Below are 12,619 nucleotides of genomic sequence, written 5' to 3'. Positions count from 1 at the left end.
CGAGTCTATGGAAAAACGAAAATTAAAAAAATATCTGGCATCCGTTCAGGTCCCGGAATACAGCTCCCAGGGCTTACAGGAGACCATATCCCAAGCAAAGAAAATCCGTTTTCATCCGGAAAAGCAGAGGATGACCAATCTCCAATTTTTCCGAAACCAGCTTTATTTTATCCGGAAGGAGTTCTGGGGATTGAAATTGCTGTTTACCGGACTGTTCCTCTGCCTGATCTTATCTGAACCGGCAGAGCCGGACAGCTGGATCTGGACCTTCTCGGCCATATCCGGTCCGTTGCTGTGTCTGGCAAATGCAAAGATACTATGCGATATTTTTCAGCCCGGAATGCTGGAGCTGCAGATGACGACGAGGCACTCCCTCCGGAAGATCCTGGCTTTCCGCCTGCTGCTGTCCGGGGTGCTGGATTTTCTGATCCTTGCCTGCTGTGCCGCTATCTTTACCCTGGGGCAGGGCGTATATCTGCGGCAGACATTGCTGTATACGCTGGTTCCCTACAACCTGATGTGCCTTGGGTGCCTCGCAATCCTGAACCGAAGGAGCGAGGAAAACAGCATGCTCTACTGCATGACCTGGGGAGCTTTTCTGACCTTTGCGGCGTGGCTCTTAAAGGCGGGGGGATTCCCGATCTATACGATGGAGTATCGGGAAAGCTGGCTGCTTTCCGGAGTTCTGTCAGCTCTGGGGGTGATGTGGGAGATCAAAAAGCTTTTAAAATTCGGAGGAGGAAACACGGATGAAATTAGAGTTGGAACGTTTGTCTAAACATTTTAAAAACAAGATTGCCGTGGAGGAGGTGAACACGGTATTGACCGAAGGGATCTATGGATTTCTGGGAGCAAACGGCGCGGGAAAGACCACGCTGATCCAGATGATCTGCGGGATCATAAACCCCACGGCGGGAGAGGTGAAGCTGGACGGAAAAAATACGGCCGGCATGGGAGAGGACTACCGGGATCTTTTGGGATATCTGCCCCAGGAATTCGGCTATACCCCCGGATTCACGGCAAAGGACTTTCTGCTGTATATCGCTTCGATCAAAGGACTGGAACCGAAGTTTGCGAAACGGAGGACAAAGGAGCTTCTGCAGCTTGTGAATCTGGAGGATGAGGCAGGCGCAAAGATCCGGACCTTTTCCGGGGGGATGAAGCGGCGGCTGGGGATCGCTCAGGCGCTCCTCAATGACCCGAAGCTCCTGATCCTGGATGAACCCACGGCAGGGCTGGACCCCAAGGAACGGGTGTATTTCCGGAATCTGATCTCGGGGATGTCAAGAGACAAGATCATCATCATTTCCACCCACATCGTATCGGATATCGAATACATTTCCGACAGGATCCTGGTCATGAAAAAAGGCAGATTCATTCTGGACGGTCCGGCGGAAGAGCTGGTGAGAGAAGTAGACGGCATGGTCTGGGAATGCAGGGTGCCCCAGAAGGAATGGCCCGAGTTCGAGCAGGAGCGCTGCATTGCCAATGCTCACAACCGGGAGCATATGGTGGAAGCCAGGGTGGTCTCCCCGAAGAGGCCGTATGAAGGGGCGGAGACGGTGGAACCGACACTGGAAGACCTGTACCTGGAATGCTTCTGGGATGAATTATGAAGAGGGATCATAAGGAACTGTATGAAAATAACTTATGCATTTTGGCTTGAAGCGTTGTGATCTGTAGATGTTCAGGCCGCTGAATGCAGGCGCATCTGTGAAAAAATAGAAGAACTATGACCGGGAATGATAAATGGAGGAGAAATGCTATGGGCGGAATGATCCGGTATGAATGGAAAAAAATATGGTCAAGCAGGCTGACTCAGCTTTCTGTGCTGGGATGTACGTTGTTTTTGCTGTTCTGTACATGGGCGGAATTAAGGCAAATCTCCGCATGGGACAGCCAGGGAAATCAGCATTCCGGGACTGCGGCAAAGGAGATTTTAAAACAGACGCAGTTAAGGCAGGAACTGGACCAGGAATCTGTGGAAGAAATCATGGAGGAATATCTGGAGAAGGCAGAGGAGATTGCGGAAGCGGAGGAAAATCCGGAGGATGCCTTAGACAAATTCTGGCGGACGGTTCGGCTGTCGCAGGGGGAACTGTATGGTTTGATCAAGGATACTTACGAGGAGTGGGTAAGCGACCTCCCTGCGGAGAATGTATTTCGGCAGAACATGGGAAGGGATTTTTACCAGGCGCGAATGGAAAAGGTTCGGGAATATACAGCGCGTTTGAGGAGCGGCGGCGTTATATCCGCGAAGGAGGCCGAATATTGGAATGACCGAAATGCTACGGTTTCGGAATATGTATATGGATATTGCACGGGATGGAAGTCTGTCTTACAAGGCATGAAGTGGAGCATTCTGATCATGATGATCACCTGTGTCGGGATCGCTCCGGTCTTTGCAGGAGAATACCAGTCAAAATGCGATTCCCTGTTCCTGTGCATGAAATACGGCAGGAGCAGGCTGCCGGCCGCGAAGATCGCTGCGGTCTGGCTGTTTGCGAGCGTGGTCTATTTTGGACTTACGATCCTCAATTCCGTATGGATCTTGCTGTCGGCGGGGGCGGAAGGCTGGGATACGTCTGTGCAGTTTTTGTATCCGACCGTGCCGGTGAGCTATCCTGTGACGGTAGGTCAGGCCTGCCTTCTGGTGCTCCTGCTGGGATATGTACTGACACTGGGGATCATGGCAATGACATTGTGGATGTCCTCGATCTTCAAGAATGCGTATGGGGTGATCGTAGTGGCGCTTCTGCTGCTGATCGTTCCGTCGTTTCTGCAGGCGGGGTTCGGCGGATATCTGCTGCAGCATATCCTGGCCCTGCTGCCGTCGAATATCATGAGCTTTGACTTTACGAATTATACGGCTTATGCTGTCGGCGGAAAGATGATAAGCTGTCTGTCCATGGATCTGATCGTCAATGGGGCAGCGGCGGTGATATTTTCCGCGGCGGGGTATGGGATGTTCCGGAAGCATCAGGTGAATCAGTAGTCGGATTCCATAGACAAATTCTTAATATAATCTTGCTATTAGAAAAAGGCGGCAGAAGCAGATTTTTGTTGTAAGAATAAAATTTTAACGATATAATATGTATAGGGGAGAAGAGACTTTTCGTATGAGGAGGTGAAATAATGGCGTTTTCAGAAAAATTGATGGATTTGGAAACATTGGAAATGTCTAATAAACGTAATCATAAAGTTATGATCACGGATGAGGCAATTGAAAAGGTTCCATTTATCCGATATAAAGAGATTCCGGAAGAAGAATATCCAATTATCCAAATGCTTGCAAAAAAAGTATTGCAGCTGTCAAAGGATGAAAATGAATCTAATGAAGTAGCTATTACGTACAGTATGGACAATACAGAAGATGAAAGAGAGGCAGAGCAATGTTTTGGTGTAGATTTTGGAGATGACCATTCTGCCGATCCAATGCGTGATAGTTATTCATTTCATCTGATATGCGAAAGTAAAAAATGTGCTGTTATTTCATTACACAATCATCCGTCATTATCTAAAATATCTTTGGTAGATGTTCGTTTTTTTCTTGAGCATCCGGCTATTAAACTGTTGACGGTTGTTACAAATCTGGGCAATATATACTATTTAGTTAAGAACAATAAATTCAATTGGGGAAAAGCGATTGAGATTTTTAATGAAGCGGTATCTATGAACAACGAAGCTATAGGTTTAAAGGCTTTGCAAAAAGCTTCAGAACATTTTTTGAAAAACTGTTCTAAAGCAGGTATAGTTTATGAAGACAGATAGGAGGTGTGTGTTATGAAATATGGTCATGCGGTGCTGGGGGAATCACCTGAATTGTATCAAGAAGCAGCAGAATGGGGCAGGGAGCAAAAAAAGCGTCTGGACAAAAATGAAAAAGCCAGAGCCATTATACGTGAAAGTCTGGCTCCTATGCTCGAAGAAAAACGAAAAATACTTGCCAGCCGGCAAAACGGCAAATAAAAAATCATGTCCTGTTTTTTTCGTAGATTAACTTTGCCTGTTCCGCTACCGCTTCTTTCAGATGGGCAGGTGAAAGGATATCCACCCGGGTTCCGAAGGACAGCAGAAACCCGATCAGCCACGGATCCTCCGGCATGTTCGCGGAGACGATCAAATCCCCGTTCTCCTGCCGCTGGATCTGTGCCTTATTGAACTCATCATAGACGCGGTATGACATTTCTTTCGGAAAACGAAGCGTGACCTTCGGATATTCCCCTTCGAAGGTCTCGATCGGTCCCGGAGGATTCAGCTGCGAAAACCCTTCCTCCAGCACCTCCAGTTCTAAAATACGGTTTAATTTGAAAATCCGCCAGTCCTGCTTTTCCGTGCAAAATGCCTGCAGATACCATGCCTTTGCTTTGTAGACAAGCTTATAGGGCTGTACGGTTCTTTCGCGGATCTCTTCGTAAGAGCCTGCGTAACGGAGCTTCACATTTCTGTGGCGGATCACGGCTGATTTCAGAAGCTCGAAGGTTTCATTGTCATATCCGGGATTTCCCCATCTGGAAAAATCCACTTCAAGCCAATTCTCCGAATGGAGCTGAAACAATGCGGACAGCTTCTGTAAGGTCCGGCTGCCGTCCATGTTCCGGGTGATATGGATGCTCTGCAATGCCGCAAGGATTTCCTGCTTTTCAGCCTCGGATAGAACGGCCTTGTCCAGGACAAAATCATTCAGTAAATGAATCCCGCCGTTTCTGCCTGCTTCCGTATAAACGGGGATGCCTGCTCCGCTCAGGGCGTCGATATCCCTGTAGATCGTTCGGACCGATACCTCGAATCTTTCCGCCAATTCCGGGGCGGTAGCCTGGCCCTTATCAAGTAAATGGTATAGGATCTTAAATAATCTGCTTTCCTGCATCTGTGTTACCTCTTATGTTTCATCAGGGGAAGTTCTTCTGTATCATGGAGACATCAAAAGAGCCGACAATGAACGCTTTGCGGCGGGAATTGTCTGACGGCAAGAAAACTGCCGCCGAGACTGATGTCAGGATAACAGAGTTTGGATGGAAATGCAAGAGCAATTTCGGGATAAAATAGTGCAGGATAGAAATAAAACCAGGTACGGAAGGGGGAATTGTTTCCGTAACTGGATTCTGGACTTGAAGGATGTAAATAATCCGGCAATGATGGGTTTTATGTAATGTGAGTTGTCAGTGACAGATACTCTGTATATGTCGATACAATATTATGGCACTAATTCCCATTCACCGATATACTGTTTTTTCGTTTTATTATATCTACGCCGATACAATTTGTTCCCAATTATCTTATACTTCCAGATAATGTTATCTGCCATAGGCATGATAGCTTTGTTATTTTCACCAGATTCAGTAATTGCAGTTGGAACCTCTACTGTACACGTATCTTCTGCAAATGCAGTTGATGGAGAAAGTATGGAAAAAACAGATAAAAGTATGATAAATTTCTTTTTCATGCGTGGTCACGCTCCTTTCTGACTTTCATTATGATTATTCCGCATAATAAATGGGAAGATCACGAATTTCTTCAATATCTGGATTCTTTATAATTCCCAAAAAGTGTTCATCATCAATATAGAATTCATAAGTACCATCTGTACGCATCCGCAGATAACTGTTTTCGGTTACATAATATTCATTATCAGCACCATTTTCTATCGGCCAGGAGGGCTCAAAAATAAATAATGTAGAAACAAACAGCAGCAGGACTGCAATACCCATGACAAAATAATTTGTAAATGACATGTTCGATTCCGAGTTTATAAGCCGCATTACCCGGCATGTAACAGGCCCTGGAGAAGCCTTTGAAAAAGGCAGAGTCATTGTCGGCAGAAGTTGTTTTCTCTGCTGGCTGCGGGCGACCTTTAGCATGCACTCCAGATATAACTCCCGGTGCATGGGCGGCAGATGGACAAAGGTCGTATTGTCAGCATGGAATTCCAGGATATCTTCCAGCCGTGACCTGAACAACCTGACAAAAGGATTCCACCAATTCAGGGTGCATAAGATTTCTGCAAAAAGCATCCAGACAAAATCCACATGCCGTAGATGGCTTAATTCATGGAAAAGGATGCAGTATAATTCTTCCTGTGTGAAATCAAAATCAGGAAGAAAAATGATGGGCGAAAAAAATCCTATGACGCAGGGGGTGCTTACAAATTTTGTGCGGATCACCTTTTTTACCGGATAATGGACAGGATTTGTGTTATAAATAGCCCTCAACATTGCGGATACCTTACTGTCAGGGTCATCGGCCAAATTGGGAAAGCAGGGGATAATGCGATATAATTCTATATATTTTCTGACGGTACTGCAAACAATATAAATCACTCCGCTGATCCAGATGGACAAAAACAGCATGGATGGGGTGACGGCAATATTTCTGACTGCAAACAAAACATGTTCGTTACAAAAATCCATAACTGCAGGCAGGATTTTTTCTGAAAAAACTGTTATGGTGTGGAAAAACTCAAAAGGCAGAATCAGTCTCAACAGGATGAAAAATGAAAAGTATTTCAGAAAGCGGATATTTAGCTTTTGCGCAATACGTCCGTCTCTCATGATGATACATAAAAAGCAGATTAAACAGTTTCCACCCAAAACAGCCATGATATAAGATGTCGCTGAAAAGTGCATTTTATTTTCACCTCATATTGATTTGTGCTTTTGTAGGATTACTTTATATTGTGCCTGTGCTCATGGATGATCTTTTCCAGTTCATCCAGATTTTCATTGCTTGTCTCCTGCCTGACCAGGGCACTCATCAGGTTCAGCGAGTTAAAATTCACATGTTGAAGCTGACCGCTGAGATAATCTTCAAATGAAATCGTCGGACGGTAAGTGCGGGTTAATACGGTTCCGCGCTGGGCGATATCGGCAACCTCGATTACAGATTTTTTCAGCAGGTTCTTGATGGCCACACGAACGGTATTGATATTCAAAGCGCTTTCCATTTTCGGAATATCACTGGATGCCAGCGCTTCATCCGTATTCCAGAATACAAGCATAACATCCATCTCCTTATTGCTTAACTTCAAATTCTTCATGACAACCTCCTTCCTTTCAATATTAGTATGCTTATAGAATCCCAATTCATTGAGCTTTCGGCCGCATTACTTTTTATCCTACATAAGGCAGTATAGCATTGTATTAGAATTATGTCAATAATCAAAATTGATAAAAATAATTATTCAAGCATAAGTTGTTTTGATGCCTATAAAGTATTTTCTGGTTATATATAATAAAAAAATATTGACAAAGTAAACGAGGGAAATTACAATATGACTTGACTGAGGTTTTCGAAAACAAACAGTAACTAATACTAACAAAGGAGAGATGAAAGATGAGAAAAAAATTAAGTCTGCTTTTAGCAGTAGCAGCCTGTGTTGCGAGTATGAGCATGCCAGTATTAGCTGGAAATGTCTATGGCGTTGATGTTCAAGCAGGAGACGTTTATTCCCCAGCAGGAATTAAGGACGACAATGATGACCATTATTATTTTAGACCAACTTCATATGTTGGTACTGCATATGGAATATCAATCCCTTATTTGACTTACGCTGATGCGTATCCATATCGTCCGTTAAGGAATACACAAGGTACGACAGATTATCGCTATGGCATTGCAGTGCAGAGTGGCAATATGTATTGGCTTAAAACATATGGGACTACGAATGGATGGAGAGTACAAGGCGTCTATTGCCCATAAATTACAGTGGGGGGCAGATGTTGAATTTGCCCCTTTTGAACAGAGGAGTGAAAGAATCTGTGATGAGAAAAAAAATAATGAATCTGGTATTTTACTTTATCATTGTGTTTGCAATATGTTCATGTTCGGCAGATAAAAGGGTAAAGGAAGTTGACGCAATACAAAATAAAGAAGAAACTGAAAATATGTCGTCAAGAGAAAAGCCATCAGGAGAACCCTCCTGGAAGAAAACGGAAATTTCAAAACCAGAAGGGGTGGAATATATCCGATCATTAAAATACATGGCAGATGATACGATGCGTATATCTGCTTCGGATCCGGAGTTCCAAAATACGACAGTTTGGGACAGCAGGGACAATGGAGAGCATTGGGAGACTGCAGATGCAGATATGAGCCTGACATTGGAGAATGGATATGGATATCAGTATTCTGCTGAAGGCGGCCTGTATGTTTACAACAACACAAAGTTGGCATTTTCTTCAGGCGATGGCACAGAATCGAAAACAGTGAATGCAAATGAAGGAGAATCCTTTTATAGTGCGGATGCATCAGCAAATACATTGGCAATCCTGGTTGCCAATATGGATAGCTGGCAGTTCCGGGTGGATATCTATGATCTGGAGACAATGAACTGCCGGCAGTTAGACAATGCACAGTTTTCGGCATTTATGACTTCCGTATCAGATACGGGAGGACAGATTGCGCTGGATAGCACAGGGACAATTCTTTACATCGCGGGGGCAGGAATCGGACGGTACGATCTGAACAGTAATGAGTTCAGCTATGTGATGGAACAGGGAGACTATTATAAACTGATCAACTCAAAGCAGGAAAATAATTTGAGCAGCGAGGTTGGAATTCTGTCTTCATTTGTTGTTGATGATTCCAATGACAGTGTGATTCTCTGTATTATGAATCCAACGAAAAAACAGTCAAAGCTCTATAAGTGCGAGTGGGGGGTATGGGAGGAAGAAAAGCAGGTCTCAAAGGATAAGCTGCGGATTTACAGTCTGAAAGATAATCCTTTTGTCAGACAGGTTGCTTCGCTTTTTCAGGAAAAACATCCAGAACTGGAGGTAAGCCTTGAGGTGGGGTACACAGGAGAGGATAGTGTGACTTTGTCGGATGCAATCCGGACGCTGAATACTCAATTGATGGCAGGGGAGGGCCCGGACATTTTAGTACTGGACGGCCTGCCGGCAGACAGCTATGCAGAAAAGGGAATCCTGGAAGATGTGACAGAGATTGTGGAACCGGAGAAAGACAGGATTTTTTATAACATCATTTCAGCATATAATAGAGGAGAAAGTGTATATAAGGTTCCTACTACTTTCAGTATACCTGTTATTTTGGGAGACGAGGAAGTTATGGCTGCAAAAAACAGTGAAGATCTGTTTGAGACATTGGAAGAAAAGTCGAATACAGGAATCCCGATTGTAACTACAAGGAATTTCTCAGGCTTTGCAGGAGGGCTTTTCATTACCTCAGATATTCTCGGGGAGACTGTAGATGAGGAAAAGCTGGCAGAGTATTATCGCAGTCTGGATCGGATTGCCAGACAAAGCTTTCCGGATGGGGAACGTCAGGAAATGGATGCCGGTCACAAATTGACATATTGGACAGAACACTATCCCAATATATCGTTTGAACCTGAACTGGATTTATATTTTGATGAGGCACAGGTGGGAATCGATATTATTTCGGTATGTGAAACCTATATGCAGATTCTTACCTTATGTAAAGAGAAAGGCATGTCATATCAATATCTGAACAGAGAAAAAGGAAATTATTTTATTGTAAAGAATGCCCTTGGAATCAATCAAACCGGAAAAAATGCGGATAGGGCAAAACGGTTCCTTGAATTTTATCTGTCAGAAGAAGTGCAGAGCACTATGCCAGGCGGTTTTTCGGTTGTTCGGGATGGTATGGAAACGATTATGCATGTTTCAGAAAATGGTGATTTGAGGACTGCCACATCCAGAAAAGATTCTCCGGACAAGGTAATGAATATGTATGATTTAACACCTGCCGAACTGCAGGAGTTTATTTCGTTTATAGAAGGGCTTGATACTCCGGTTAAGGATGATTCGATTGTTATGCAAAAAGTGATGGAACAGGCGGATGCATGTCTGTTTGATGGCAAAGATCCAGAAAAAGCGGCAAAGGATGCATGCAGTGAAGTGAATCTTTACCTGAGTGAATAGTACAGTGTTTATATACAACAGTCGCTGCAGACGGTAACAGATGGGATGTGGAAAAATAAAATGAAACGGAAATATTCTTTGATGTTATGTTTATGTGTTATTCTGTTTCTGACAGTAATTGCATGTGGGACTGACCATAAAAATGCAAGTAAGGCTGGAGTAAAAATTTCAGATATTCCAGTTCGGTATAGGAAGGAACTGGAATACCTGAAATTTGATATTGATCATATAGAGACGGGTACAAGTGAAGATTTATATCAGAGCTATGCCGAAAGAGTAGAATTTAATCCGAAGGTACTGACCCAATATTTTTTGGGGGAAGGTTTTCAGGAAGAAATACATAAGGATAAAAATGGGATTATTTATCTGATCCATAAAAACCATTCCTTTCTTCTAAAGCAAGATTACGTGGCATACAGGTCTGGTTCTGAATTACAGGTTTATGTAACAGAGAATATTCCTGCGTGGAGGAATAGTAAAGATATAGACGCTATTTCCATATATACAGACTTTTCAGAAGCTTCACTGCAGTCAGAAAAAGAGATTTTGGAAGAGCAATTCAGCAAATTGGGAGTTGAAAATCTTGTTTTTCAAAAATGTTATGATCAGGATGAATGTACTTATTGGATGGGACTTCAAGAATGGCAGGGAATGCCGGTATTTACGACAATATTTTATGAAGGAATGAATGAAGAGTGGATGCCGGTTCAGGTTTTGAATACCTCGGGAGGCGCGGAATTGGCGAGTATCTTGTATTGCTTCCGGTTTGAGCAGAAAAAAGAAAAGATAGAACTGCTTCCATTTGATGAAATTGCGAAATCTCTGGAGCAGGAATATGCAATGATACTGACAGACAAGAAACATGATGTAGTGGGGGCGGAGCTTTATTTTTGGATTGATGTGAATCAAGAAGAATCAGAATATAAGATGGAACCTGTCTGGATTTTTACATTGCATGAATATCGGGAGGGAAAAGAGGAAGATTATAGAGAATATCAGGAAATGATTCATGCAGAGACAGGAAGATGCGTGGAGGTGAGAGGATGAACCTTCAGAAACAGGATTATTTTAATGGAGATTTGAAAAGGGCGTTCTTTTCTATCCGGTTTCTCATAGGGGGACTGGGAGTCATGTTTGCGCTGTTTTACTCGCTTCACCGTATGTCAGATTATCCATCTGTCTATACGGCCTATATGAGCGCGCTTTACTTTATTCCATTTTCTCTGACATTGATGTTTTGCGCCGTCCCATTTGCCGCAAGCTTTTTAGAGGATATAAAACATAAGTACATACAGCTTTTGATTATGCGGGGAAGCTTGAAAAAATATACGTTGTCAAAAATTGCTATGATATACATATCATCAGTTGCCGCAATGGTTTGTGGGGTGATGCTTTTTGCGGCATTTGTTCGTTTGCGGGCGCCCTGGGTATTAGAAGATGAATATTTGTATGCCGATATCCTGACAACAGTTTTCTGGAAAAACGGACATCATCTGCTTTTCTTCGCGATACATTCCTTCTTTATGGGCTTAATGGCGGGAAATCTAACGATACTGTCGGCATATGTGTCATTGTTCTGGCAGGAAGAGCTTCTGGCTGTCGCATTCCCTTTTTTGGCATATTACTTGATGGTATATTACAAAAACGGGCTGTTCATAGATGTCATATGGTTGAATATAGAGCAGATATTTAATGTTTCCTATAATGTATGGAATGATCCGCTGTATTCTCTTTTATGGCCGCTGATCGTCAGTCTGGTTACAGTTGTATTGGTGGGGACAGGCATTTATAAAAAGCTGAGGAGGCTGTATGACGGCGAAAGAAATTGATTATAGAGCAATAAGATTGTGTGCAATGCTGGAAGAACGGTTTTTATGCAAGAGGAATATCACGATATTTCTTTTATTACTGTTTTTGATGGATGTTTTTCTGGAACCGGTTAAAAGATTTGCCGAACTTTCAGGGTGTAAAGCGACCCCCTGGATCTTTCCGCTTTTGATCTCCGATGCAAACTTTTTGATGGTATATATGGCAGGAGTCATTTGCTTTTTTTCCGGCGCGCTCTTTATGGAAAGAAAAGAAAGATATTATCTGATCCGTGAGGAACGGCAACGGTGGTTTTCAGAACAGGCAAATGATATTTTTATAAGCTCTTTCCTGATGACAGGAATCAGTGTGCTGGCGAGTTGTCTGCCTCTGATTCCAATGTTGAAATTCGGGAGTGAGTGGGGAAAAGTAATCTTTACGCTGGCGAAAACCAATGCAGGGGATATGACAGGGTTATTCTGGAATATTTCAAACTGGTATTTGAACAATCATACACCTTTGGAGGCAATGCTTACTTCCATATTAATTATCAGTCTTGGAACCTGCTTTCTCGGAATGCTGATGATGCTGATCCGACTTTACCTGCCGAAAGCATACAGTGTAGGAATTGCCTTGGCCCTGGTAGCATATTCTTCCGTGGTTGCCAATGTGGGATTTCCATTAGAAAAATCTTTTTTTGAGGTTTCACCTGTCTCCTGGATGCGGATCACAAGGCTTGGATTTACAGAAAACGGATTTCGGGTAGCATGGCCTGCCTCCGTCAGCATCGGAGCCTTTACGGTATTATTGCTGGTAATCGTGATTGCGGGACATCGCCGGATTAGGCAAGTGGATTTTCAGTAACGGTTCAGTCTAGACTGTGGTCGGATCTGCGGGAAGGGAACAGATAC

14 protein-coding genes are annotated in these 12,619 nt (G+C 43.5%); 10 read left to right on the top strand and 4 right to left on the bottom strand.

Going from position 1 to position 12,619, the window contains the following annotated elements; all coding sequences use genetic code 11:
* The first annotated feature begins 7 nt into the window (after positions 1-7).
* From ACTOY7_RS08810 to ACTOY7_RS08790, 5 genes are all read left to right on the top strand, one after another.
* Positions 8-778: a hypothetical protein gene (locus ACTOY7_RS08810; RefSeq protein ID WP_160283002.1), complete on the top strand. Its 771-nt coding sequence runs from the start codon at positions 8-10 to the stop codon at positions 776-778.
* Positions 750-1,616: an ABC transporter ATP-binding protein gene (locus ACTOY7_RS08805; protein WP_482671838.1), complete on the top strand. Its 867-nt coding sequence runs from the start codon at positions 750-752 to the stop codon at positions 1,614-1,616. The genes ACTOY7_RS08810 and ACTOY7_RS08805 overlap by 29 nt, the downstream gene beginning before the upstream one ends.
* Before the next feature lie 149 nt (positions 1,617-1,765).
* Positions 1,766-2,995 carry an ABC transporter permease gene (locus ACTOY7_RS08800; protein WP_482671839.1) on the top strand — a complete coding sequence of 410 codons (1,230 nt, stop codon included), beginning with the start codon at positions 1,766-1,768 and terminating at the stop codon, positions 2,993-2,995.
* A 140-nt stretch (positions 2,996-3,135) separates the two neighbouring features.
* Positions 3,136-3,771 carry a hypothetical protein gene (locus ACTOY7_RS08795; protein ID WP_482671840.1) on the top strand — a complete coding sequence of 212 codons (636 nt, stop codon included), beginning with the start codon at positions 3,136-3,138 and terminating at the stop codon, positions 3,769-3,771.
* Between the two features lie 12 nt (positions 3,772-3,783).
* Entirely contained in the window at positions 3,784-3,969 is a 186-nt protein-coding gene (locus tag ACTOY7_RS08790) for a hypothetical protein (RefSeq protein ID WP_160282999.1), read from the top strand.
* A gap of 4 nt (positions 3,970-3,973) precedes the next feature.
* Here the strand turns inward: ACTOY7_RS08790 and ACTOY7_RS08785 are convergent, their stop codons facing one another.
* From ACTOY7_RS08785 to ACTOY7_RS08770, 4 genes are all read right to left on the bottom strand, one after another.
* Positions 3,974-4,870: a helix-turn-helix transcriptional regulator gene (locus tag ACTOY7_RS08785; RefSeq protein WP_482671841.1), complete on the bottom strand. Its 897-nt coding sequence runs from the start codon at positions 4,868-4,870 to the stop codon at positions 3,974-3,976.
* A 327-nt stretch (positions 4,871-5,197) separates the two neighbouring features.
* Positions 5,198-5,446 (bottom strand): hypothetical protein, encoded by a 249-nt coding sequence (locus ACTOY7_RS08780; RefSeq protein WP_482672140.1) that lies wholly within the window; start codon positions 5,444-5,446, stop codon positions 5,198-5,200.
* Positions 5,447-5,480: 34 nt separating this feature from the next.
* Entirely contained in the window at positions 5,481-6,482 is a 1,002-nt protein-coding gene (locus ACTOY7_RS08775; protein ID WP_482672666.1) for a M56 family metallopeptidase, read from the bottom strand.
* Positions 6,483-6,664: 182 nt separating this feature from the next.
* Positions 6,665-7,036 carry a BlaI/MecI/CopY family transcriptional regulator gene (locus ACTOY7_RS08770; protein WP_482672142.1) on the bottom strand — a complete coding sequence of 124 codons (372 nt, stop codon included), beginning with the start codon at positions 7,034-7,036 and terminating at the stop codon, positions 6,665-6,667.
* Positions 7,037-7,332: 296 nt separating this feature from the next.
* Between ACTOY7_RS08770 and ACTOY7_RS08765 the strand changes: the two genes are divergently transcribed.
* The 5 genes from ACTOY7_RS08765 (at position 7,333) to ACTOY7_RS08745 (ending at position 12,572) form a co-directional block, all read left to right on the top strand.
* Positions 7,333-7,698 carry a hypothetical protein gene (locus ACTOY7_RS08765; RefSeq protein WP_482672143.1) on the top strand — a complete coding sequence of 122 codons (366 nt, stop codon included), beginning with the start codon at positions 7,333-7,335 and terminating at the stop codon, positions 7,696-7,698.
* A gap of 185 nt (positions 7,699-7,883) precedes the next feature.
* Entirely contained in the window at positions 7,884-9,902 is a 2,019-nt protein-coding gene (locus ACTOY7_RS08760; RefSeq protein ID WP_482672144.1) for a hypothetical protein, read from the top strand.
* Between the two features lie 60 nt (positions 9,903-9,962).
* On the top strand, positions 9,963-10,949 hold the full coding sequence (locus ACTOY7_RS08755) for a hypothetical protein (protein ID WP_482671295.1): 987 nt from the start codon (positions 9,963-9,965) through the stop codon (positions 10,947-10,949).
* A complete protein-coding gene (locus ACTOY7_RS08750) occupies positions 10,946-11,731 on the top strand; it encodes a hypothetical protein (RefSeq protein WP_482672146.1) in 786 nt (261 codons plus the stop codon). Before ACTOY7_RS08755 ends, ACTOY7_RS08750 begins: the two co-directional genes overlap by 4 nt.
* Positions 11,712-12,572, top strand: coding sequence for a hypothetical protein (locus tag ACTOY7_RS08745; protein WP_482671293.1), 861 nt, complete (start codon positions 11,712-11,714; stop codon positions 12,570-12,572). The genes ACTOY7_RS08750 and ACTOY7_RS08745 overlap by 20 nt, the downstream gene beginning before the upstream one ends.
* The last annotated feature ends 47 nt before the right edge of the window (positions 12,573-12,619 follow it).

Source organism: Schaedlerella sp. (assembly GCF_056796775.1).
This window is presented reverse-complemented; position numbering and strand designations above follow the sequence as displayed.

What these genes read in the sequence shown, in the direction of transcription:
- ACTOY7_RS08750 (WP_482672146.1), top strand. Translation starts at nt 10,946, where the DNA reads ATGAACCTTCAGAAACAGGATTATTTTAATGGAGATTTGAAAAGGGCG.
- ACTOY7_RS08755 (WP_482671295.1), top strand. Translation starts at nt 9,963, where the DNA reads ATGAAACGGAAATATTCTTTGATGTTATGTTTATGTGTTATTCTGTTT.
- ACTOY7_RS08745 (WP_482671293.1), top strand. Translation starts at nt 11,712, where the DNA reads ATGACGGCGAAAGAAATTGATTATAGAGCAATAAGATTGTGTGCAATG.
- ACTOY7_RS08795 (WP_482671840.1), top strand. Translation starts at nt 3,136, where the DNA reads ATGGCGTTTTCAGAAAAATTGATGGATTTGGAAACATTGGAAATGTCT.
- ACTOY7_RS08805 (WP_482671838.1), top strand. Translation starts at nt 750, where the DNA reads ATGAAATTAGAGTTGGAACGTTTGTCTAAACATTTTAAAAACAAGATT.
- ACTOY7_RS08780 (WP_482672140.1), bottom strand. Translation starts at nt 5,446, where the DNA reads ATGAAAAAGAAATTTATCATACTTTTATCTGTTTTTTCCATACTTTCT.
- ACTOY7_RS08810 (WP_160283002.1), top strand. Translation starts at nt 8, where the DNA reads ATGGAAAAACGAAAATTAAAAAAATATCTGGCATCCGTTCAGGTCCCG.
- ACTOY7_RS08800 (WP_482671839.1), top strand. Translation starts at nt 1,766, where the DNA reads ATGGGCGGAATGATCCGGTATGAATGGAAAAAAATATGGTCAAGCAGG.
- ACTOY7_RS08790 (WP_160282999.1), top strand. Translation starts at nt 3,784, where the DNA reads ATGAAATATGGTCATGCGGTGCTGGGGGAATCACCTGAATTGTATCAA.
- ACTOY7_RS08785 (WP_482671841.1), bottom strand. Translation starts at nt 4,870, where the DNA reads ATGCAGGAAAGCAGATTATTTAAGATCCTATACCATTTACTTGATAAG.
- ACTOY7_RS08770 (WP_482672142.1), bottom strand. Translation starts at nt 7,036, where the DNA reads ATGAAGAATTTGAAGTTAAGCAATAAGGAGATGGATGTTATGCTTGTA.
- ACTOY7_RS08765 (WP_482672143.1), top strand. Translation starts at nt 7,333, where the DNA reads ATGAGAAAAAAATTAAGTCTGCTTTTAGCAGTAGCAGCCTGTGTTGCG.
- ACTOY7_RS08760 (WP_482672144.1), top strand. Translation starts at nt 7,884, where the DNA reads ATGTCGTCAAGAGAAAAGCCATCAGGAGAACCCTCCTGGAAGAAAACG.